Source organism: Sphingomonas sp. BL-S-30 (assembly GCF_055521475.1).
The window spans coordinates 576303-595738 of sequence record NZ_CM145481.1 but is presented as its reverse complement, the minus strand read 5'-3'; the positions used below and the strand labels follow the sequence as shown (position 1 = coordinate 595738).

At 65.6% G+C, this 19436-nt stretch carries 21 protein-coding genes and 2 tRNA genes; 10 read left to right on the top strand and 13 right to left on the bottom strand.

The features are described from left to right. Window positions 1–26 precede the first annotated feature (26 nt). Window positions 27–1184 (top strand): aspartyl protease family protein, encoded by a 1158-nt coding sequence (locus ACZ1I5_RS02560; protein ID WP_465172177.1) that lies wholly within the window; start codon window positions 27–29, stop codon window positions 1182–1184. A 54-nt stretch (window positions 1185–1238) separates the two neighbouring features. On the opposite strand, the gene ACZ1I5_RS02555 is transcribed toward ACZ1I5_RS02560, so the two are convergent. Beyond that, complete coding sequence (locus ACZ1I5_RS02555; protein WP_465172176.1) at window positions 1239–1424, bottom strand: hypothetical protein; 186 nt, start codon at window positions 1422–1424, stop codon at window positions 1239–1241. Between the two features lie 9 nt (window positions 1425–1433). Next, window positions 1434–1988, bottom strand: coding sequence for a polyhydroxyalkanoate synthesis repressor PhaR (gene phaR / locus ACZ1I5_RS02550; protein ID WP_465173878.1), 555 nt, complete (start codon window positions 1986–1988; stop codon window positions 1434–1436). A gap of 95 nt (window positions 1989–2083) precedes the next feature. On the opposite strand from phaR, the gene ACZ1I5_RS02545 reads away from it, so the two are divergent. Together ACZ1I5_RS02545 and ACZ1I5_RS02540 are read left to right on the top strand one after the other, a co-directional pair. Beyond that, window positions 2084–3088 carry an alpha/beta hydrolase gene (locus ACZ1I5_RS02545; protein WP_465172175.1) on the top strand — a complete coding sequence of 335 codons (1005 nt, stop codon included), beginning with the start codon at window positions 2084–2086 and terminating at the stop codon, window positions 3086–3088. A gap of 35 nt (window positions 3089–3123) precedes the next feature. Further along, a complete protein-coding gene (locus tag ACZ1I5_RS02540) occupies window positions 3124–4296 on the top strand; it encodes an acetyl-CoA C-acetyltransferase (RefSeq protein WP_465172174.1) in 1173 nt (390 codons plus the stop codon). 30 nt (window positions 4297–4326) lie between these two features. Here the strand turns inward: ACZ1I5_RS02540 and ACZ1I5_RS02535 are convergent, their stop codons facing one another. The 4 genes from ACZ1I5_RS02535 to ACZ1I5_RS02520 form a co-directional block, all read right to left on the bottom strand. Beyond that, window positions 4327–5349, bottom strand: coding sequence for an alanine racemase (locus ACZ1I5_RS02535; RefSeq protein ID WP_465172173.1), 1023 nt, complete (start codon window positions 5347–5349; stop codon window positions 4327–4329). 105 nt (window positions 5350–5454) lie between these two features. Beyond that, the gene (locus ACZ1I5_RS02530; RefSeq protein WP_465172172.1) at window positions 5455–5787 is read right to left on the bottom strand and encodes a type II toxin-antitoxin system RelE/ParE family toxin; all 333 of its coding nucleotides are present in this window, start codon (window positions 5785–5787) and stop codon (window positions 5455–5457) included. Beyond that, entirely contained in the window at window positions 5736–6005 is a 270-nt protein-coding gene (locus ACZ1I5_RS02525) for a CopG family ribbon-helix-helix protein (protein ID WP_465172171.1), read from the bottom strand. Before ACZ1I5_RS02525 ends, ACZ1I5_RS02530 begins: the two co-directional genes overlap by 52 nt. Window positions 6006–6109: 104 nt before the next feature. Then, window positions 6110–7732 carry an MFS transporter gene (locus tag ACZ1I5_RS02520; protein ID WP_465172170.1) on the bottom strand — a complete coding sequence of 541 codons (1623 nt, stop codon included), beginning with the start codon at window positions 7730–7732 and terminating at the stop codon, window positions 6110–6112. A 564-nt stretch (window positions 7733–8296) separates the two neighbouring features. On the opposite strand from ACZ1I5_RS02520, the gene ACZ1I5_RS02515 reads away from it, so the two are divergent. The 3 genes from ACZ1I5_RS02515 to ACZ1I5_RS02505 all read left to right on the top strand — a co-directional run bounded on the left by ACZ1I5_RS02515 (window position 8297) and on the right by ACZ1I5_RS02505 (window position 10707). Then, entirely contained in the window at window positions 8297–8881 is a 585-nt protein-coding gene (locus ACZ1I5_RS02515) for an HD domain-containing protein (protein ID WP_465172169.1), read from the top strand. A gap of 303 nt (window positions 8882–9184) precedes the next feature. After that, window positions 9185–10081 carry an HAD family hydrolase gene (locus tag ACZ1I5_RS02510; protein WP_465172168.1) on the top strand — a complete coding sequence of 299 codons (897 nt, stop codon included), beginning with the start codon at window positions 9185–9187 and terminating at the stop codon, window positions 10079–10081. Continuing rightward, the gene (locus ACZ1I5_RS02505) at window positions 10078–10707 is read left to right on the top strand and encodes a hypothetical protein (RefSeq protein ID WP_465172167.1); all 630 of its coding nucleotides are present in this window, start codon (window positions 10078–10080) and stop codon (window positions 10705–10707) included. Before ACZ1I5_RS02510 ends, ACZ1I5_RS02505 begins: the two co-directional genes overlap by 4 nt. 202 nt (window positions 10708–10909) lie before the next feature. Here the strand turns inward: ACZ1I5_RS02505 and ACZ1I5_RS02500 are convergent. From ACZ1I5_RS02500 to ACZ1I5_RS02490, 3 genes are all read right to left on the bottom strand, one after another. Further along, a tRNA-OTHER gene (locus tag ACZ1I5_RS02500) sits at window positions 10910–11015 on the bottom strand. Continuing rightward, complete coding sequence (locus tag ACZ1I5_RS02495; RefSeq protein ID WP_465172166.1) at window positions 11006–11392, bottom strand: helix-turn-helix domain-containing protein; 387 nt, start codon at window positions 11390–11392, stop codon at window positions 11006–11008. Before ACZ1I5_RS02495 ends, ACZ1I5_RS02500 begins: the two co-directional genes overlap by 10 nt. Before the next feature lie 181 nt (window positions 11393–11573). After that, a complete protein-coding gene (locus tag ACZ1I5_RS02490) occupies window positions 11574–13496 on the bottom strand; it encodes a PEP/pyruvate-binding domain-containing protein (protein WP_465172165.1) in 1923 nt (640 codons plus the stop codon). 110 nt (window positions 13497–13606) lie between these two features. On the opposite strand from ACZ1I5_RS02490, the gene ACZ1I5_RS02485 reads away from it, so the two are divergent. The 3 genes from ACZ1I5_RS02485 (at window position 13607) to ACZ1I5_RS02475 (ending at window position 15211) form a co-directional block, all read left to right on the top strand. Further along, window positions 13607–14569: a phytanoyl-CoA dioxygenase family protein gene (locus tag ACZ1I5_RS02485; RefSeq protein ID WP_465172164.1), complete on the top strand. Its 963-nt coding sequence runs from the start codon at window positions 13607–13609 to the stop codon at window positions 14567–14569. 66 nt (window positions 14570–14635) lie between these two features. Then, entirely contained in the window at window positions 14636–14773 is a 138-nt protein-coding gene (locus ACZ1I5_RS02480) for a hypothetical protein (protein ID WP_465172163.1), read from the top strand. A gap of 183 nt (window positions 14774–14956) precedes the next feature. Beyond that, a complete protein-coding gene (locus tag ACZ1I5_RS02475; protein WP_465172162.1) occupies window positions 14957–15211 on the top strand; it encodes a hypothetical protein in 255 nt (84 codons plus the stop codon). 43 nt (window positions 15212–15254) lie between these two features. Here ACZ1I5_RS02475 and ACZ1I5_RS02470 read toward each other — a convergent pair. Both ACZ1I5_RS02470 and cpdR read right to left on the bottom strand, forming a co-directional pair. Then, window positions 15255–15329: transfer RNA gene (locus ACZ1I5_RS02470), tRNA-Val, on the bottom strand. Window positions 15330–15398: 69 nt separating this feature from the next. Continuing rightward, window positions 15399–15776, bottom strand: coding sequence for a cell cycle two-component system response regulator CpdR (gene cpdR, locus ACZ1I5_RS02465; RefSeq protein WP_465172161.1), 378 nt, complete (start codon window positions 15774–15776; stop codon window positions 15399–15401). Between the two features lie 137 nt (window positions 15777–15913). Between cpdR and ACZ1I5_RS02460 the strand changes: the two genes are divergently transcribed. Next, window positions 15914–16771 carry an N-formylglutamate amidohydrolase gene (locus ACZ1I5_RS02460; RefSeq protein WP_465172160.1) on the top strand — a complete coding sequence of 286 codons (858 nt, stop codon included), beginning with the start codon at window positions 15914–15916 and terminating at the stop codon, window positions 16769–16771. Window positions 16772–17124: 353 nt separating this feature from the next. Here ACZ1I5_RS02460 and ACZ1I5_RS02455 read toward each other — a convergent pair whose 3' ends face one another. Both ACZ1I5_RS02455 and ACZ1I5_RS02450 read right to left on the bottom strand, forming a co-directional pair. Next, complete coding sequence (locus ACZ1I5_RS02455) at window positions 17125–17898, bottom strand: SapC family protein (protein WP_465172159.1); 774 nt, start codon at window positions 17896–17898, stop codon at window positions 17125–17127. Window positions 17899–17956: 58 nt separating this feature from the next. Next, complete coding sequence (locus ACZ1I5_RS02450) at window positions 17957–19405, bottom strand: FAD-binding oxidoreductase (RefSeq protein WP_465172158.1); 1449 nt, start codon at window positions 19403–19405, stop codon at window positions 17957–17959. Window positions 19406–19436 lie beyond the last annotated feature (31 nt).

Sequence of the window (19436 nt, the reverse complement as noted above, 5' to 3'; positions counted from 1 at the left end):
CGCGGACCTTGGCTATCATGGGACCGATGCGCATCCTGGCCGGTCTCCTCCTGTCCTTCCTGGCGATGCCCGCGGTCGCGCAGCAGCCCGTACCAGCGCCTGTGTTCGCGCTTGCCAGCGACACCGAGGCGCGGTGGGTGCCGTTCGAGCTGACGCCGCAGGACCAGATCCGCTTCACGCTGGAGCTCGACGGCAGGCCGGTGACGGCGATGCTCGATACCGCCGTCAGCGTCACCACCATCTCGCGGGCCTATGCGCGTCGCATGAAGCTGAGGAGCCGGGGCGAGCGCAGCGCCGCCGCGATCGGCGGCGCGGTGGGGATCGAATGGGCCGATGCCGCGTCGATCACACTGGGCGGGCTGCGCCGCACTGGCGGCAAGGTGGCGGTGCTCGACCTAGTTCAGGCGGCGACCGGTGGCGAGCCGGTCGAGATGCTGGCGGGCATCGACCTGGTCGGTGGTTATGCGCTCGACCTGGACTATCCGGGAAGGCGGTTCCGGCTGCTGCAATCGGGCCGCATGCCCTTTCCCGGGGCGACCGCACCGCTGCGCGCGGGTACGGACCTGAGCTTCTACCTCACCGAGATGGAGCTTCACGGTGTCCGCGTGCGGCCGCTGGTGATCGACACCGGGGACGGCGGCGCGATCACCGTCTCGGGCGATGCCTGGCGGCCGCATGGCGCGCTGGCGCCGCTCGTCACCACGACGATGAGCCATGGACTCGCCGGTCCGGTCGTCACTGACCTGACGATATTGCCCGAGCTGACGCTGGGGGCGCTCACCGCGCGGCACGTCGCGATGAATGTCGAGCGGCCGGGCGGCTATTCGAGCCGCACGGGAGTCGCGGGGCGGATCGGGTCGGGCTTTCTCAAGCGCTATCATGTGCTGCTCGACCCCGGCGCCGGTCACATGATCCTGAGCCCGGGGCCCGAGGCGGACATGCCGTCCGTACGATCGACCAGCGGATTGCTGGTCGAGGCACAGGGCGCGGCACTGGTCGTGCTGCATGTGATGAAGGGCGGGCCGGGCGAGGCGGCCGGCTGGCGCGCGGGAGAGCGGATCTGCTCGGTCGACGGCATCTCGCCGCCGGCGAGCGACTGGCCGGCGGGAGAAGCGGGACGGACGGTGACGCTGGGGCTGTGCGACGGGAGCGAACGGCAGCTGACGCTTGCCGCCTTCTACTGATCCCCTTTTCGCCCGGAGCAAGTCCAAGCCCGAACGAGGATCGGCGTGTCCGCTTCAGCTATTGGCGGCGATGCTGGCCAGAATGGCGGTGACGATCAGCGCCAGAACCTGGACGGTCGGCCAGTCGACCAGCCCGATCGAATCGAGATTGGCGCGCCGGCTGCGCCGCCGGTCACCAACGCCAGCGACGATCGCCAGAGCGAGCGTACCGCCCGCGCCGATCCAGAACGGCATCGCCATCGACCGGAATCAGTCGCCGAGCTTCTCGATCTTTTCGTGAAGCCGGGTGAGCTCGGCTTTGAGCGCTGCGATCTCTTCGTCCTTGGTCGCCGCCGGTGCGGGGGTCTCGCCGGGCTTCGCACCGGGCTTGAACGCCTGGGTGGCGGCCTCGAACACCGCCATGTTGCGCTTGGCCAGTTCGGCGAAGGGCGAGTTGGCGAACGCACCCTCGACCGCCGACTTGAACTGTTCCTGGTTGCGGCGGAAACTGTCCATCGACGCTTCAAGGTAACCAGGCACCATCTGCTGCATCGAATCGCCGTACATCGCGATGAGCTGACGCAGGAAGTTTACCGGGAGCATGGTCTGCCCGCGCGATTCCTCCTCCATGATGATCTGGGTGAGGATATTGTGCGTGATGTCTTCTTCGCTCTTCGCGTCGACCACCTTGAAGTCGCGGCCTTCGCGAGTCATCGCGGCGAGGTGCTCAAGCGTGATGTAGGACGAAGTCTCGGTGTTGTAGAGACGACGGTTAGCGTACTTCTTGATAATCACCGGGCCGTCGCCCGCATTCTGCTTCTTCATAAAAGAAGGCTCCCGACCCTGTGTTTGATCCATCTGTATCACCCTTTCATACTGCACCGCAACACGGTCCGCGCCCGCTTCCGTTGTTCCTGGACATGTTGCGCAACGAGACTGCACCATCACCTGAACGGCGCGCCGCGGCGCTGGCGGGATTGCGCGCCTATCAGGACGCGCCGCGCGGCCGCGCGCGCCGGCCCGCACCGGCGCGATTCCGCAAGGGACGCGCGCGACTGCGCGATTACGGCGCGAAGGACAGCAAAGGGCGCGCGGTGATCCTTGTCCCCTCGCTGATCAACCCTCCCTTCATCCTCGACCTGATGCCCGGGAATTCGTTAATGAAATGGCTCGCTGCCGAGGGATTCCGGCCGTTTCTGCTCGACTGGGGCAGCCCGACGCCGGCCGAGCGCGGCATGGACGTGACCGCCCATGTCGAACGATTGCTGCTGCCGCTGATCGCCAAATTCGAGCAGCCGCCGGTGCTGGCCGGGTATTGTCTGGGCGGGACGATCGCGATGGCGGCCGCGTGCGCGGTGCCGGTCGCGGGGCTGGCGATGATCGCCGCGCCCTGGCGCTTTTCGGGCTTCGGCGCTGCAGCACGGGCGGATATCGCCGCGCTCTGGCAAGCGGCGCAGCCGGCCTGCGAGACGATGGGGCTGGTGCCGATGGAAGTGCTGCAGAGCGGGTTCTGGCGACTCGACCCGGCGCGCACCATCGCCAAGTACGAGGCCTTTGCCGCGATGGAGCCCGGCAGCGCCGCAGCGCGGTCCTTCGTCGCGATGGAGGATTGGGCGAATGCGGGCGCCCCCCTGCCCTATGCCGCCGGGCGGCAGATGTTCGACGACTTCATCGACGCGGATTTGCCCGGCACCGGCCGCTGGAGAGTCGGCGGCGGCATCGCCGATCCGGCGCGGCTGACGTGCCCGGCGGTCGATTTCGTGTCGATGACTGACCGGATCGTGCCCGCCCGGAGCGCGGCGGACCTGCCCGACCGTCGCGACCTGGGCGCGGGCCATGTCGGCATGATCGTCGGGCGCGGCGGGCGATCCCAGCTCTGGGAGCCCCTTGCGGACTGGCTAAGCGCGATCCCCGGCACTAGATAGCCGCCAAACATCTCTTCCACTGGAGTCCCCACATCATGCAGGACATCGTCATCACCGCCGCCAAGCGTACGCCGGTCGGCAGCTTCCTCGGCGCCTTCGCGGCGACTCCGGCGCATGAGCTTGGCCGCATCGCGATCGAGGCAGCACTGGCGCAGGCGGGGGTCGAGGCGGGCGACGTGTCCGAAGTGATCCTGGGCCAAGTGCTGACCGCCGCGCAGGGCCAGAACCCGGCGCGCCAGGCGTCGATGGCGGCGGGCGTGCCCAAGGAGATCCCGGCCTGGGGCGTCAACCAGGTCTGCGGATCGGGCCTGCGCGCGGTCGCGCTGGCGGCGCAGGCGATCCAGACCGGCGATTCGACGATCGTCGTCGCGGGCGGACAGGAATCCATGTCGCTCTCGACCCACGCGCAGAACCTGCGCGGCGGGACCAAGATGGGCAATCTCGCGCTGGTCGACACGATGATCAGCGACGGCCTGACCGACGCCTTCAACAATTATCACATGGGCATCACCGCCGAGAACCTCGCCGAGCAATATCAGGTGACGCGCGAGATGCAGGACGTGTTCGCGACCCGCTCGCAGAATCTCGCCGATGCCGCGCGTTCCTCGGGCCGGTTCAAGGACGAGATCGTGCCGGTGACGATCAAGGGCCGCAAGGGCGACACGATCGTGGCGAACGACGAATATATCCGTAGCGGCGTGACGCTGGAAAGCCTCTCGGGCCTGCGCCCGGCGTTCAAGAAGGACGGCACGGTGACCGCCGCCAACGCCTCCGGCCTGAACGACGGCGCCGCGGCTTTGGTGCTGATGACGCGCGAGGAGGCCGAAAAGCGCGGCTCCACCATCCTGGCGCGGATCGCGAGCTGGGCCTCGGCCGGCGTCGACCCGTCGATCATGGGCATCGGCCCGGTACCGGCGACTCGGCGCGCGCTGGAAAAAGCCGGCTGGAGCATCGCCGATCTCGACCTGATCGAGGCGAACGAGGCGTTCGCGGCGCAGGCGCTGTCGGTCGGCAAGGAGCTCGGCTGGGATGCCGAGCGCGTCAACGTCAATGGCGGCGCGATCGCGATCGGACATCCGATCGGCGCGAGCGGCGCGCGCGTGCTGACCACCCTGCTCTACGAGATGGCCAAGCGCGACGCCAAGAAGGGCCTCGCCACATTGTGCATCGGCGGCGGCATGGGCATCGCCATGTGCGTCGAGCGGTAACCTCTCTCCCCTCCCGCGCGCGGGAGGGGGTCAGTCGCTCCAGACGCGATCGAAGCGGTCGCCCAAGCTGGTGAGCAGTTCGTACTGCGACATGCCCGAGCGCGAGGAGGCTTCAGGCAAGGCATAGTCGAGCGCAAGCCAGTCGCCCTCGGCGAGATCGGGCGCGGCGGTGACGTCGATCGCGATCAGGTCCATCGAGACCCGGCCGAGCAGCGGCAGCGACTGCCCGTCGGCCCGCGCCGAGCCCGTATTGGAGAAGCCACGGAAATAGCCGTCGGCATAGCCAAGGTTGAGGATCGCGACCTCGGTCGGCGCGGGCGCGGTCCAGGTCGCATTATAGCCGATGGTCTGGCCCGCGGGCACGGTGCGGCGCTGGAGGATCTGCGCCTCGGGCGTGACGACCTGGCGGATCGCGCCGAGTTCGCCGCGCGGGATTCCGCCGTACAGGGCCAGGCCGGGCCGCGTGAGATCGAAGGCATAATCGGACCCGAGGCCGATGCCCGCGGAATTGGCGAGGCTCATCCGCCTGGCGCCCGTCCGGCCGGCAAGCGGGGCGAACGCAGCCAGCTGGCGCGCGTTCATCGCCGCATCCTCGTCGGCGCAGGCGAGGTGGCTCATCAGCGTCTCGATGACGAGCCCCTCGAGCAACGGCAGATCGTCGACCGACAGGCCGAGCCGGTTCATGCCGGTGTCGATCATCACATCGCAGGCACCGCCCCCCGCCGCTTTCCAGCGCGCGACCTGCCCTGCCGAGTTGAGCGCGGGGCGAGCGATGCCGGTGAGCGCCAGCGCCATATCCTCCTCGCGCACGCCGTGCAGCACGGTGACCGGCAGGCCCAGCGGCGCAAGCGCTGCCGCTTCCGCCCAGGTGGCGACGAAGAAGTCGCGGCACCCCGCCGCGGCAAGGCGCGTCGCGACCTCCACCGCGCCGAGACCGTAGCCGTTCGCCTTGATCGCAGCGCCGCAGGCCGCTGGGCCACTCATCGCGGCCAGGGTGCGCCAATTGTCGACAAGGGCGGCACCATCGAGGCGGAGACGTAGGGGAGCGCTCATCAGGAGCCGGTTAGCGGGGCGGCTCGCGCTACGCTAGGCCGATCAAGGTTCGAAAGCGGTTCGGGAGCCGCCAGCCGGCCACGCGCGCTTTGCGGCGATGAAATACTATTCCGCGCCACGATCCTCCCGGCTGTGCCACAATCGCAGGATGAAGATGACAGCATCGGCAATCTCATAGCGCATTTCATAGTGCCCCACGACGATGCGACGGACCTCACGAGGTGCATACGCGTCCAGCCTCTCCCCGATCCGGGGAAACTCGGCAAGGCGATCCGGGGCATGCGCGAGTTGCTGGACGACCCGGGCTGCCGCATCCGGAGCGACCGGCTCAAGAAAAGCGTGCAAGCGAACGAGATCGGCCGACGCCCTGCCCGTCCAGACAATCCTCACGCTGCCGGTGGCGGCAGCGGTCGATCGGTCGACAGGCTGTCCGCCCATGCCTGGATGCTTTGATGGTTTATCACCCGCCCCGCGTCGACATCGGCGAGCGCCGCCAGCGTCATCCTGTGGCGCTCCTCCTCCTGGTCGACCCAGGCGGCGATTGCCTGCTTGACGATCCAACCTCGCGACCGATCCAGTCGCGACGCCATGACATCCACCTTGTCCGCCAGATGCAGCGGCACATGCGCGGTCAGGACGCGGGTTTCGGCCGTCATTTCAATCACTCCAAATCAACGTGATTAAAATATAATCGGTCGGTCGATTTTGCAATCTGGCCGAGGCATTTGTCGAGCGATCGGGATGCAGTCCGCCAGGTGATCTAATCCGCGCTCGCCGTGCCCGGCTTGGTCTCGTGCAGGCCGACCGCCGTCACGACGAACGCCATCGCGACGACGGCGAACGTGTACCACAGGCCGGCATAGGGATCGCCGGTCCGCGCGACGATATACTGGCCGATGAACGGCAGGAACCCGCCGAAATAGCCCGTGCCGATATGATAGGGGATCGACATCGAGCTGTAGCGGATGCGCGGCGGGAACATCTCGGCGAGCAGCGCGGCGACCGGGCCATAGGTCATGCCCGACAGCGCCCCCATCACGATGATGGCGAGCATGATGATGAGGATGCCGCGAAAGCCGGGCACGACCTTGTCGAGATTATAGCCGGCGGCGGCGAGCGCGGCGTCGAGCCCGGCCGGGCTGGTGTCAGCGATCGGCACCTGGCCGATGGTGACGAGCGTCACCGGCGTCTTGCCCTTGGTATAGGTGACACCCTTTTTGGAGAAATAGTCGAGCAGTTCGCCGCAGCGATCGACCTGCTTCGCGGCGAAGGGATTGTAATCGCAAACGGGGCCGGAAACGACCACGGGCGCGCGGCGCGCGGCGCGGGCGAGATCGGGGTTGGCGGCGCCGCCGAGCATCCAGAACAGCGGGAAGATCAGCACCAGCGTCATCGCATAGCCGAGGATGATCGGCGTCTTGCGCCCGACCCTGTCGGACAGGCGGCCGAAATAGATGAACCAGAACAGGCTCAGCGACGCGCCGAAGCCGACGATGAGCTGCGCGGTGGTCGCCTCGACGCGCATCGTCGTCTGGAGGAAGGAGAGCACGGTGAAGGTCGCGGTGTACCAGATCACGGTCAGGCCGGCGGAAATGCCGAACAGGGCGACGAACAGGCGGCGGAGATTGCCGGGATAGGTGAAGCTTTCGGTGAAGGGGTTCTTCGCGGTCTCGCCCGCGTTCTTCATCGCCTTGAACACCGGGCTCTCGTTGAGCTTCAGCCGCATCCATAGCGACACGGCGAGCAGCAGCAGCGAGAAGACGAAGGGGAAGCGCCAGCCCCAGCTGTCCCAGATCGCGACCGGCATCAGCCATTTCGAGAGCAGCACGACGACCAGGCTGAGAATGAAGCCGCCGACCACGCTGGCCTGGATGAAGCTGGTGAAATAGCCGCTCTGCCCCTTGCCGCTATGTTCCGCGACATAGATCGCGGCGCCGCCATATTCGCCGCCCAGCGCCAGGCCCTGCAGGATGCGCAGGAAGATGACGATGAACGGCGCGGCGAGCCCGATCGACGCGGCCGAGGGCACCAGGCCGACGCCGGCGGTGGCGACGCCCATCAGCGTGATGGTGACGAGGAAGGTGTATTTGCGCCCCCATTTGTCGCCGAGGAACCCGAACAGGATCGCGCCGAGCGGGCGGAAACCGAAGCCGACCGCGAACACTGCCCAGGCGGCGAGCGTCTGCACCAGCTCGTTGCCGGCGGGGAAGAAGACCCGGCCGATGATGCCGGACGCGGCGAGCGTGCCGTAGATGAAGAAATCATACCATTCGAAGATCGTGCCGAGCGACGACGCGGTGATGACGAGCTGGATGTCCTTCCGGCTCGGCTCTGGCGTCGCGGCGGGTTCGGGCGCCAGGTCGGTGGGCGCGATCGTGGCCATGCTTGCTTCTCCCCTTGAGTGAGAGGTTTAGCGGGATTGGGGCGGGCGGCAAGATGAATGGGCGCAGAGGTTGGCGATCGTTTCCGCCTGAGTCGGCAGGCGGGTCCGATCGGGGCGAAGGGCACGCCTTCCGAGGGCCGGAAATTCGCTGTTCCGGGCCGGTAAACAGGGAAATAACAGGGAATTTCTTTTTTTCGGGACTTTGCGGGTGATCTTGGCCATCTTTTCCGGAGCGATATCAGCATCTTGCTGACCCATTCCCTGTTATCCCGGAACAGGGAATGTCGGGCGCGGAACAGCGAATTCGCGGCGACCGGTCGCCGCCAGAACGCGGCAAGGGCCAGCGGCGGCGAGCAGACGGACGCCTGCGCGATCGGGATCATCCTGGGCAATGCCATGGCGCGACGATAGCCACATCGTGCCGAGGATTGAATCAAGCGCCCGGGGGGCGGTGCGACCAGCCAACGGTACGCCGTGGAGCGAAACAGGCCTGGCACCGAACGCAATCGACCCACCCCGTCCAGGCTTGCTATCCAGGGCACCGCCATTCGGGAGTCCGGGATGTTGAGCGCCACCCTGCTGCAAGAGATACGAGACCTGCATTCGGGGCCGGATCGCGGCTATCATGGCTGGAGCCACCCGCTCGCGCTGCTCGCGCTCCATGCCGAGGTCGAGACCATGCTGCATGACGCCGAGGCGGTGCGCTGCGCGATCCTGCTGCACGATGCGATCTACGAACCGCGCCGAAAGGACAATGAGCGCCGCAGCGCCGCGCTGGCGGCGGAGATGCTGGCGGGCGTCGTGCCCGAACCGACGCTTGGCCGGACGCTGCGCCTGATCGAGGCGACCGCGCATCATGCGATTCCAGCGGGCCTCCCCGCCGACGAGGTGGCGGATATGGCGATGTTCCTCGACATGGACCTGTCGATCCTCGGCGCGGCGCCGGAGGTTTTCGATGCGTATGAAGCGGGCGTGCGGCACGAGTATCGCGAGGTGCCGGAGGAGGCGTTCCGGGCCGGGCGGGCGGCTATTCTGGTGGGGTTTCTGGCGCGGGAGGCGTTGTATTTCTCGGACTGGGGGCGGGAGAGGTTCGAGGTGGCGGCGCGGGAGAATCTTGCTCGGTCGATTGTGAGACTCAGTGCTGCCTAGCGCAGTTTCACGCCACAGCGGTCCTGCTTACGGAGTGGGTGTGGCAGCTTATTTGGTGGAATCTAATGTCAGTTACGCGCCCGTTTCGTCATTCCTGATCGATTGAGCAGCAGTAGAAGCGGTCGCTCATTGGGCCAGTCTCGCGTTTTTGCCTCTTCGTACCGTCGGAGCGATTGTAAAAACGACAGACACTTGCCATATGGAACATAAAGAGAACATTAATGTCGGATTGCCCTACCCCAAACGAAGGGGCTGACGGCTTAGACACAGCCGTTCAAACCTAGCGGCGAAGGAACGATGATCATGGCAAAGGGCAATATGCCGATCCGATCCGTCCTAATAAGTGACGTGGATAATACCCTATTCGACTGGGTGAATGTCTGGCACGCGGCCTTCTCCGCGATGCTAGATGAACTCCTGCGCCTGAGCGGGCTCGACGAGGCGGTTCTGATCCCGGCGATTCGCAAGGTTCACCAGCGAGTGGGCACATCGGAATATGCCTTTCTGATAAGCGAACTTAAGGAGCTTCGCGGTCCGGCCGGCACTACACCGGTGCTCGATTTCTATGCGCCAGCGATTGATGCGTTTCGCGCGGCGCGCCAGCAAACCTTGGAATTTTATCCAGGCGTTCTGACGACCCTTGAAGAACTCAGTCGGCGTGGAACACTGCTCATCTGCTACACCGAGTCCCTCGCTTATTATTCGCAATACCGCTTCCGCAAGCTGGGACTAGATCGACTGATCAACTATCTCTACTCGCCACCCGACCACGATCTGCCACAGGGTCTGTCGCGCGAGGACGTCCGATTCTATGAGGCCTCGCATTATGAGCTCGCGCGAACCGAACACCGATACACCCCGCCTGGCGAACTCAAACCGAATCCAGACATCTTGCTCTCAATCTTGCGCAGTCTGAACGTACCGGTCGAGCAGGCGGTCTACATCGGCGACAGCCCACACAAAGATATTGGGATGGCGCAGCGAGCCGGAGTGACGGATGTACTTGCCGCTTACGGCACGGCGCAGCATCAGGATGCCTATGCTCTGCTACGCAACGTATCGCACTGGCCGCAGAATGAGGTCGAGCGCGAAAAGACGCTTCTGGGCGACGCGGCGATCGTACCAACGTACAGCCTCGCTCGCTTCGACGAGCTACTCGATCGCATCGAGTTCACAGCTTTTGAGGGACAAAGCTCATGAGTGCGACCGACGAGAATAGAATCGAAATCTGGAAGACGATTATCGACGTTCAGAAGCACTTCAACGAACTCGAAATGCGTATCCGCAATGTTGCGGTGACGGTACTCGCAGCCTTTCTCGCTGCTGCCGGCTTCACGATGAAGGAGAATATTCATGTCACGCTTTGGATCGGCCGGGTCTCCCTGACCTCGCTCGTGCTTCTGGGTGGTGCTTTTTGCTGGCTTGCCTTCTATGGCATGGACCGCTTCTGGTATCACCGGCTGCTGATTGGTTCGGTCAAGCAGGGCCTAGTCGCCGAAAATGCACTTGCTGCGACCTATCCCGAGATCCGGCTAACCAAGGCGATCGGCGACGAGAGCCCGACCCGTATTGGCCCTTGGCAAGTGCACTCGAGTCGAAAGATCGACATCTTCTATTGGCTGGTGGCCTTCCTCCTGCTGGTCGGCGCTGCGATTTCACTCTGGCAGCCGGCGCAGCCTGTTCCTGCGGCGTTGTTGACGACCAAACCATTGGCTGCCGCGCCAACGCCAGCGCGGCTTTCCTCGAAGCCCGATTCATCACCTGTCTCTTCACCGCTGCCTTCGCCCATAACGACGAAAGCTGGTGCCAATACCGAGGCGAGGTGAGCTTTGCCCATTTGCCTGACTAGGCCCAGTCGTGAAAGCGCATTTGAGCGATCGACTGTCTACGTCACGGAGATCGTTGCCTCAGGTCCAGCAAATAGTCCACGACTGGAGACGGCACGGATTGGCCTATGTGGGCGGATCGCCGCCTGAGCTAGCAGACGCATCCTGCTCGCTCCGGTAGGCCAGAACCATCGAAATTCGGCGGGCGCGGCCGGAGTTGAACCAGCGCTTCCTCGGGCGTATCTAAGAGTTGTCACACACCGATACATTAGTAACCCAAGGCACTCTATCCGCTAAGCTACACGCCCAAACTCTCCTTTCCTGCCAATTGGTGGGAAAGATTGATGTCCCGCGCGAGCCGCGCGGCTAGCGGGGTGAACTGGAAAGTCCGGCGCTTTTCGTTGCCGAACTCGATAAATTCCCGTTCAATCAGCCCGGCGCCGACCAGTTTCTCGGTAGACCGCTGAACCGTGCGCTTGGTCACGCCCATGCGAGTTGCGATTGTGGTCGAGCGTGGGAATACGGCGCGCGCGGGATCCCACCAATGGGCCAACAGATTGATCAACACGACCATGTCGGTCGCGCTTAGGTCGAGCTTCGTCTGCAAACGAAGCAAGGCCATCGGAATTGCGACGAATCCCGAGCCTTCGGTCACGGCCCCTTGCCACTTCTCCTTCACGGTCATTGGAACAGGCTCTGACGTTTCGACGTCAGGTAATTCTGTGCCTGTTTCGTAATTCAATGGCTGTTGATGCGAACTCATGTTCGACCCTAAACCACAAATTCCCAGATAAGTAAAGTGGTCTTTTCTATGGATGACATGCATGTCGCTTTTTGTAAAAGGCGTTTGAATTTCGTCCCACTCCTCACCGCCCCCGCACATAATCCCGCGACTGCACGATCATGATACGGTCGCCCACCACCAGCCATTCCACATCCTGCGGCCGCTGGCCGAACACCTCCTCCACCGCGCGGCCGACCTTGCCGAGCCGGCGGACCAGATCGTCGGAGAGGACGGGGCGGTCGGGGTCGATCTTCGCTTCCTCCACGCCGCCGCCGGGGGAGAAGTGCAGCAGCACATCGTCCTTCGAGCGGGTGAGGACCTGGATCGAGTCGAGTTCCGGGCGGTAGATGAGCTGTTCGGCGATCTTGCGGCCCTCGACCACGCGGATGCCGAGGCCGCGTTTCGCGGCGATGAAGAGGCGGATCTCGTCGGCCTGTTGCTCGTCGAACGGGTCGATCGTGGTCATTACCCCGGCCGCATCGGCGTCGACGCCGATCTGCACCAGCACGGCGGCGCGGACCGAGCGGTGGTCGATGCCGGCCGCTTCGCGGGCGGCGAAGGCGCGGTCGTTCCAGATCGAGCCCCAGACCGTTTTCACGGCCTTCGCCAGATCCCCGGCGCTGACCACATTGGGGACGGTGTCGTAGAGGCCGGCGCCGTTGAAGCCGCGCAGATCCTCGGCATTGGTCGAGGAGCGGATGAACACGCCCTTGGGTCCGAGCAGGCTGGCGCGGCGCGCGGTGATGGCGGCGAAATCGGCGTCCGGGATCTTGCCGGCGAGGAAGGCGGCGCGGAGCTTTGCCAGTTCCTGCTGGCGCCACGCCGCATCGGTGCGGCGCGGATCGGCCAGCAAGGCGGCGATGCGCGAGCCGAGCCGGTTGGCGGCGACGAAGCGGTCGTAGAAGGAGAAGGGGATGCCGAAGCCCGGCGGCACGGTGAAGCGGCCGTCGCGTTGCGCGAGCTGCGCCACCTGGCCGAGATTAGCCGCTTTGGCGCCAGTGCGGCGCGCCCAGCTCTCGTCCTGCTCGACCAGCGACGGCAGGCCCGCATAGGCGGCATCCGCGGGCGCCACCTGGACCGCACGCGCCTTCTTCGCGCGCTCCGCCGCCTTGACCTCGGCCGGGGTGGCCATGCGCAGCACCACCATCGCGCCGCGCGTATCGAGCACCACCATCTGCCCGGCCAGCGATGCCCAGCGACGATCGGCATCGGCGCGATAGGCATTGGGAATGCGCCAGGTCTTGGCGAGCAGGCTGACATGATTGATCGGCGTGGTGAAGGTGGCCGAGACGATGCCCGCGACCGGCGGCATGCGGATCGGCATGGTCGTCAGCACCGCCACGTCGCCGGGGGTGAGCGCATCCTCCTGCCCCTCCTTCACCACGACCAGCCGGCCGACCGCGCGGCCATGGTTGAGGATCAGCTCCTCGCGGCTGCCATAGGCTTCGTCGATGCCGATGGTCGGGAGGTTGGCCTGGCCAGCAGCCTCGCGCTGCTGGTCCGAATTGGGCTTGAAGGTGAGCGGCGCGGGGAAGCCCGCCTGGAGCACGCGCATCATGTCGGCGAGCAAAGCGGGCTCGACCACATCGCCTTCCCATAGTTCGACGCCGTAGCGGTTCAGCTTCGGATAGCGGACGACCGAGCCGAGCAGGAAGCGCCGTTTCGGGTTGGCATAATTGGCGGCATTGAAGGTCTCGCTGTCGGCGAGCGTCAGATATTTCGCCTGGAGATAGTCGAGATGATAGCGATAGCGCTTCGTATCGATCCATAGCAGCTTCGGGGCCGCGGCGGCGCGATCGATCGCGAACATGAGCTGCGGCAACGCGATAAAGCGTCCGCCGCCTTCGGTGCGGGCGAGACGATCGAATTCGGCGGCGTTTCTGATAGCGGCCTGGGGCGCCGGGGAATGATCCGGGGCAGTCGTCTGGCCAATAAGGGCGGACAGATCGCCGCCAGCCAAGCCGATGGCGGCGATGGCGAGCAGTGCCGCGATGGTTTTGGTCACGAGTCTCTCCCGAACGCCAGCGAGGCTGCGCGAAAGCGGGGCCGGGGTCCAGTGACTAGGTGCCCGGAGGCGCGCGTTTGCGCGGCGGCGGCGGTCTGCTATGCCGGCGCATGACGGCCCGCCCGAGAAGGGGGGCAGCAACGGGCGATTTCGTGCAGACATCCATTCTTCGGAATCGAGCGCTGCAGCCACGGCTGACACGGGACGGCTTCGTCCAGCTTCCCTTGCTGGATGCAGCGGAAGTCGACGCCCTGCTTCACACGCTGAAAACCATTCGCGACCGGGCGTCCCGTTCGTCGACGATCACCGGGCAGGTCCTTGCCTATCACGCGACGGCGCTCGACGGCGATCCGCTGTATCGGGAATCGATATTCTCCGCGGTGCGAGACGCGGTCGCGCCGAAGCTTGAGGTCCTTCTCGACGACTTCGACATCATCACGGCGGGCCTGATCATCAAGGAGCCGGGAACGGGTGCGCTGAGCCTCCATTCGGACTGGACCCTGACGGAAGACATGGATCAGCCGACACTGACGGTGTGGTGCCCGCTGGTCGACGTCGACGATCATAATGGCTGTCTGCGGGTCGTGCCCGGCAGCCACCGGCTGGTTCGCCAGATCCGCGGCCCGGGGATCAAGAACTATCATGCGCATTTTCAAAAATCTCTCGGCGACATCGTCCTCTCCTTGCCGATGCGGGCCGGTGAGGGCCTGATCTTCGACAGCAGCCTGCTGCATGGCTCGCCGATCAACGAATCCGGCGTTCCCCGCCCGGCAATCATGGTGTCCTGCGTGCGGAAGGGTGTCCGTCCGGTATTCTACCGTCATGAAGACGGCCCGGCGCAACAGGATTTCGAGATTTACGCGCTGTCCGACGGTGCGTTCAAGGAACACTCGGCCCATGATTATTTCGCGGGGCTGGTGCCCGATCGGTTCATCTCCCGGATACCCGACCGAAACGGCCCTGTGTCTCATCCCGGGTTCCGGCGCAGGCATTTGCTTGCCCGCTGGTGGCGCCGCCTGACGGGACGATATGAACCCCGCTGGCTGTTCGAGGCTCTGCCGGGATTTCGTTGAGGCTCGATGGTCGAGGGAACGCGCAGGCGTTCCGAACGGCAGCCAGGCGCTTGCCGATCGCACCGGATGCCCATCCTGATCGCGGCGCAATTGATGATGGTTATGACGGCGGTTACGCTGAAAAATTTCACCTGCGAAACGATTATGACGCAAAACCGCGGAATGGGCCGTGGCGTCCCGCAGGAAAAGGAACCGCGTCGTTGACCGTGGAACTGATGAACATGACGTCGCGCATCGCACGGGGCCAGCCGGCCCGGGCCTGTCTCGGGCCATGTCCGGCCCTGACTGTGCACGCCATGAATCGACCGTGCAGGGATATTCCTGCTTCCCGCACGGCCGGAAACGCACATCGCCGCATGGCGCTGATCTCGACAAGGGATAGCTGACGTGAGCGATTCTCCGGCCGGAAAGGGCGATTTGACGCCCGGTGCCGACGGCCCGGAGGAGCAGCGCGACCGGTTCCACGAGCTATCCGACCAGTTCGCGGGCCAGGACGAGGAAGCGAGCGACGCCATGCTCGACATGCTGACTGGCGACGCGATCAAGGAATGGCGGCTGCAGGACGCGACCTTCTGGCAGCGGGTCAAGTTCCGGTCGCGCATGCTCCGCGCGTCGGGTGCCGGCCGCAAGGATCAGGAATAAAAAAGCCCGTGAGATCCATCGGGACCCCACGGGCTTTTTAAGATGGTGGGCGTGGCAAGGATTGAACTTGCGACCCCTGCGATGTCAACACAGTGCTCTACCACTGAGCTACACGCCCACGCGAGTTGCGCGCTCTAGCGAGGGTTATCGGCCCGCGCAAGCCGCGACGCACGAAATCGTACCGCGATCAGACACCCCGGGTCGCATTCTCCATTTCGAACATGCGTTCGATCTCGAGCACGAGGTCGCGCAGGTGAAAGGGCTTCGACAGGACCCGGGCCTGCGGCACCGTCTTGCCCGCCTTCAGCGTGACCGCGGCGAAGCCCGTGATGAACATGACGCGCAGGTCCGGGCACATCTCTCCGGCGCGCTGCGCCAGCTCGATGCCGTCCATTTCCGGCATGACGATGTCGGTGAGGAGCAGATCGAAGGGCTCCGATTCGAGCAGCGGAATCGCCTCGGTACCGCGATCGACCGCGCTGACGGCATAGCCCGACCGCTCGAGCGCGCGCGTGAGATATTCACGCATCACCCGGTCGTCCTCGGCCAACAATATCCTGATCATCGCATTCCGCTCACTCTTCCGGGCGCGGTTTATGCGCGAAGCTCTTAAGATTTTCCAGCATTGCCCGCCCGCTTTACCATGACCGTCGAGCACAAGCCCGATTGCGGCGGCGTGGCGCGCGGCCTAGGTTGGTGCCGATGGCCGCCAGCGCCCTTTCCTTCGATCGATACGGTCCGGACGAGCCGGCCAGCCCCGTCATCCTGTCCGTGCCGCATGCGGGGCGGGATTATCCGCTGGCGCTCCGCGCCGCGCTGCGCGTGCCGGTGACCGCGCTGACCCCGCTCGAGGACCGGCATGTCGACGCGGTGGCGATGCTGGCGCGGGGCAACGAGACGATGCTGGTCCAGCGCGTCGCGCGCGCCTGGATCGATCTCAACCGCAGCGAGCAGGAACGCGACCCCGGCATCGACGACGGCGCCAGCCGCCAGGCGATGCCGATACAATCGGCCCGGATGCGCGGCGGGCTGGGCCTGGTGCCCCGGCGGGTTTCGGGCGCGGGCGATATCTGGCGGCGGCGGCTCGATGGCGAGGAAGTCATGGCGCGGATCGAGATGGACCACCGGCCCTATCACGCCGCCCTGACCGAGGCGTTGAGGCGCGCGCGAGCGCGATTCGGGATCGCGATATTGCTCGATCTCCATTCGATGCCGCCGCTGACGCCGGCCCAGGGCAAGGCGCGAATCGTGCTGGGGGATCGTTTCGGGCGATCGGCAGCGACGCGATTCGTCCATCGGCTGGAAAGCGAGATCCTGGCGGCGGGACTCACCGCGGGGCTGAACGCGCCTTATGCCGGCGGCCATATCCTCGACGCGCAGGCGCGGCCGGCGACGGGCGTGCATGCCATCCAGATCGAGTTCGACCGTTCGCTCTATCTCGATCAGGCGCTCGACGGACCCGGCGACGGGCTGGCCGACACGGCAACGCTGTTGCGGCGGATGATCGATGCGGTGGCCGATGAGGCACTGGCCCTGCCCGCCGCCATCGCCGCGGAATAAGCCAAACCCAAAAAAACCACCGCGTGCAATGCAGCACGCGGTGGCCAAGGTTCAGGGAGGAGACACACCCGAAGGTGTGTCGCACGGCCCCGCGAAAGGGGGGACACGACGCCGCGCAACACCCATATAGGTGGGGGGTTTTCGGGCTTCAAGGGCGAAAAGAGCCGGTTTGACTGTGCTTGGCGCCGCGACCCGATTTCAGCGCGTTCGTTGCGCGAATGGGGGCCGAGCGCGACAGAAAATGATACCGCGCTGCCGCAGCGCAGCGGATCGAGCGGCCGAGGCACGACTCGATCGGGATAGAATTTGTCATCCGGTCGCGCCGCGAAGGACGCGACCGGATGAGGTAGCGGTCAGACTGCCGGGAGCTGCGCCGGCATGAGGCCGAGCTGCATCTGGCGGCTGAAGATGTCGCGCATCAGGCTGAGCGAGAAGAGATGCGCATAGAGCAGCGGAAGCATGCCGTTCTTGTGGATCTTGCGCAGCTGGTCACCGCGAAGATCGGCCAGCTTCTCCTCGTTCACGATGCGGAAGCCGCGATAGATGAAGGGCTGCTCGACACCGTCGGCCTGGATGGTCGTCTCACCGTCCATCAACAGGCCAAGCTCGGTCAGGTCGCGCATGAACTGCGCGGTGCGGGCACCGGCCTGCTCGAACGATTCGTTGAACTGCATGATGCTCTTGGTCACCTCGGACGGCTGACCGTCGTCGAACAGCGGCTGGCCCTCGAGATCGGCACCGATGCCCTCGGACGTCGGGTCGAAGCACAGCGACAGCTCGTCCGCGCCCGGACGCAGGCGCGCGAGCATGAACGGATAGCGGCGGATATAGGCCGGCAGGTACATCTGGTTCTCGGTCAGCGTGCCCTCGGCATCGACGAATACGTTGACGCCCTCGTTCAGGCCCATCAGCGCGAGCGGCACCGCATCGTCACCCTCGGTGAAGACGATCGGGAAATGGCGCTGCGCGAGCGGGAATTCGTCCACCGTGATCGGGATGGCGTGCTGGCCGATCAGGAACTTCGCCTGAGTAATCGGCTTCATCTTGAAATTGACGTGAGTCTCGCTCGAAAGCGGTTCGAGCGCATTATAGAACAAAGGAAGTTGCGATTGCGGCGCGCTGGCCATGAAAACTCTCCATCGGGACTGAACGTAACGGCTATTGCGTGCCGGACGGCGCCCGGCTCTATGGTGCCGAGGGTTCCGGCGCAAGCGCCACGAGCTTGCCGGGGTTCATAAGGACTCCCGGATCGAACGCCGCCTTGATCGCGCGTAGCGCCGCCATGCGGGCCGGCGAGGAAAGGCGTTCCAGCTCCTTGAGCTTCATCTGGCCGATGCCGTGTTCGGCCGAGATCGACCCGCCCGCCGCCACGACCAGATCGTTGACGAAGCGTGTGATGGCCGGGGCATCCTCGGCATACCAGCGGGCCGCGTCCACGCCGCGCGGGGCGCGGATGTGGAAATGGACATTGCCGTCGCCGAGATGGCCGAACGCCATCGCCTCGGTCCCCGGGAAACGCGCCTCGCAGGCAGCGCCGCCTTCGATCATGAAGCGCGGCATGCCCGACACGGGCACCGAGATGTCGTGCTGCACGGCGGGGCCGTTGTTGCGCTCCGCCTCCGAGATCGAATCGCGGATGTGCCAGAAAGCCTCGGCCTGCGCCTCGCTTGCCGCGATCACCGCATCGGCCACCTGGCCATCCGCCAGCGCGGGGGCGAGCAGCCGCTCAAGCAGATCGGCGGGGGCCTCGTCCTCCGGATCAGTGATGACCGCCTCGATCAGCACGTGCCAGGGATATACGCCGGTCAGCGGCGCGCGCGTACCCGGGACATGCTGAAGCACCAGCGACAAGGTGTGGCCGGGCACGATCTCGAAACTCTCGATCCGGTCGGTGCCGGCCTCGAGCCGGCGCAGCAGCGCGAGCGCCGTTTCCGGATCGGACAGGCCGCACCATGCCACCGCCCGCGCGGCGATCGCCGGCACCAGCCGTAGCGTGGCCGCGGTGATGACGCCGAGCGTGCCCTCGGCGCCGATCAGCAACTGGTTGAGATCATAGCCGCGATTGTCCTTCTTGAGCGCGGCGAGCCCGTCATGGATGCTGCCGTCGGGCAGCACCGCCTCGACCCCCGCGACGAGGTTGCGCATCGTGCCGAAGCGCAGCACCTGCGTACCGCCGGCATTGGTCGAGGCAAGACCGCCGATCGTCGCGCTGCCGCGCGCCCCAAGAGTCAGCGGGAAGCGCCTGCCCTGCTCCAGCGCGGCCGCATGGAGATCAGCGAGGATCACCCCGGCCTCGGCGATGGCCAGGCCGTTCACGGGATCCACCGCGCGGATGCGGTTCATCCGGCGCGTCGACAGGATCAGCGCCGACCCGTCGACGGGAGGCGTCGCGCCGCCGACCATGCCGGTATTGCCGCCCTGCGGCACCAGCGGAACGCCCGCGTCGCGCGCCAGCGCGATGATCGCCGCGACGCCGTCGCGGCTGTCGGGCGCGAGGATCGCCGGGGCGGCGCCGTGATAGCGGCCGCGCCAGTCCTCGAGCCACGGCGCGATCGCGGTTTCGTCAGTGATCACGGCCTTGGGGCCGAGCTTTTCGCGGACCGAGTCGGTCAGCTGGCGTTGGGCGGGTGTCATCGCCGCGCCCTACCACGCGGGAATGGGCGCG

Coding starts and splice junctions, on each gene's coding strand:
- ACZ1I5_RS02560 (WP_465172177.1), top strand. CDS start 27: ATGCGCATCCTGGCCGGTCTCCTCCTGTCCTTCCTGGCGATGCCCGCG.
- ACZ1I5_RS02555 (WP_465172176.1), bottom strand. CDS start 1,424: ATGGCGATGCCGTTCTGGATCGGCGCGGGCGGTACGCTCGCTCTGGCG.
- phaR (WP_465173878.1), bottom strand. CDS start 1,988: ATGAAGAAGCAGAATGCGGGCGACGGCCCGGTGATTATCAAGAAGTAC.
- ACZ1I5_RS02545 (WP_465172175.1), top strand. CDS start 2,084: ATGTTGCGCAACGAGACTGCACCATCACCTGAACGGCGCGCCGCGGCG.
- ACZ1I5_RS02540 (WP_465172174.1), top strand. CDS start 3,124: ATGCAGGACATCGTCATCACCGCCGCCAAGCGTACGCCGGTCGGCAGC.
- ACZ1I5_RS02535 (WP_465172173.1), bottom strand. CDS start 5,349: ATGAGCGCTCCCCTACGTCTCCGCCTCGATGGTGCCGCCCTTGTCGAC.
- ACZ1I5_RS02530 (WP_465172172.1), bottom strand. CDS start 5,787: ATGGGCGGACAGCCTGTCGACCGATCGACCGCTGCCGCCACCGGCAGC.
- ACZ1I5_RS02525 (WP_465172171.1), bottom strand. CDS start 6,005: ATGACGGCCGAAACCCGCGTCCTGACCGCGCATGTGCCGCTGCATCTG.
- ACZ1I5_RS02520 (WP_465172170.1), bottom strand. CDS start 7,732: ATGGCCACGATCGCGCCCACCGACCTGGCGCCCGAACCCGCCGCGACG.
- ACZ1I5_RS02510 (WP_465172168.1), top strand. CDS start 9,185: ATGGCAAAGGGCAATATGCCGATCCGATCCGTCCTAATAAGTGACGTG.
- ACZ1I5_RS02505 (WP_465172167.1), top strand. CDS start 10,078: ATGAGTGCGACCGACGAGAATAGAATCGAAATCTGGAAGACGATTATC.
- ACZ1I5_RS02495 (WP_465172166.1), bottom strand. CDS start 11,392: ATGACCGTGAAGGAGAAGTGGCAAGGGGCCGTGACCGAAGGCTCGGGA.
- ACZ1I5_RS02485 (WP_465172164.1), top strand. CDS start 13,607: ATGACGGCCCGCCCGAGAAGGGGGGCAGCAACGGGCGATTTCGTGCAG.
- ACZ1I5_RS02480 (WP_465172163.1), top strand. CDS start 14,636: ATGCCCATCCTGATCGCGGCGCAATTGATGATGGTTATGACGGCGGTT.
- cpdR (WP_465172161.1), bottom strand. CDS start 15,776: ATGATCAGGATATTGTTGGCCGAGGACGACCGGGTGATGCGTGAATAT.
- ACZ1I5_RS02460 (WP_465172160.1), top strand. CDS start 15,914: ATGGCCGCCAGCGCCCTTTCCTTCGATCGATACGGTCCGGACGAGCCG.
- ACZ1I5_RS02455 (WP_465172159.1), bottom strand. CDS start 17,898: ATGGCCAGCGCGCCGCAATCGCAACTTCCTTTGTTCTATAATGCGCTC.
- ACZ1I5_RS02450 (WP_465172158.1), bottom strand. CDS start 19,405: ATGACACCCGCCCAACGCCAGCTGACCGACTCGGTCCGCGAAAAGCTC.